Below are 796 nucleotides of genomic sequence, written 5' to 3'. Positions count from 1 at the left end.
TGCATACCAATCGCACAAGGATTTCCGGACACCTTACCACCTTGATAAGCGATATTGTCTGAGCGACTCAAGCGAGTGGCAAACATTTCATAACGAAATCCCCAGCTTCCAATAGGCATCGGGCTTGAGAGTGTTAACGAAGGTGTGGTCTCCGCGTTACTACTAAATAACATTGCACCGTGCTGAAACGGACTCAACCAATGCGGCCTGTAACCCACATCTAACTGCATCCAGTCCCAACCAAAACTTGAATATGTTCCCTCAAGCGACTCGCCATCTTCGCGTCGCTCACCACCTAAGAATGCATACCAGTGGGGACTCATTCGCACATACAGCTGAGCATTGATACTAGCAACATTATCGGTAGACTCACCACGTTGATTTGCTATCGGAGCACGCTTGTCACTTGCCAGCCTCAGATTTAAATTTGCATAGGTAAAACCGTCAGTCTGAGCAANGCGTTTTAAGTATGAACGCACCTGTCGACAAAGAGCGCTCGTTTGTTGACAGTATTCTTTAACGGCCTTGTGCACCAGAGCTGCAGGAATAGGTCTCGTTAACACTGGGGTGCCTGATAAAACCAGTAAACGCTCTATTTGACGCTCAGCTTCAGGAGACATGTGCAATGGGAGGTAAGGAGATACACCACTTGCTCGACTAAAAGAGCTAAATAAAAGTGCGGTCAAAATAGCACTCGTAAGTAAAACGCGATCCAAGCGACTGAGCATCCGTATTCTCATGAACAATTATTTTTATAAAGTTAGTGTTTCAGTTTTTTTCATTTAACGCTAGCGCT

At 45.7% G+C, this 796-nt stretch carries 1 protein-coding gene; it reads right to left on the bottom strand.

Features of this window, described 5'->3' with window-relative positions; genetic code table 11:
• The coding region (locus A3762_RS03610) for a capsule assembly Wzi family protein (protein WP_197468999.1) at positions 1-686 on the bottom strand (686 nt) is incomplete at its 3' end.
• Between the last annotated feature and the right edge of the window lie 110 nt (positions 687-796).

It is taken from the genome of Oleiphilus sp. HI0125 (assembly GCF_001635355.1).
This window is presented reverse-complemented; position numbering and strand designations above follow the sequence as displayed.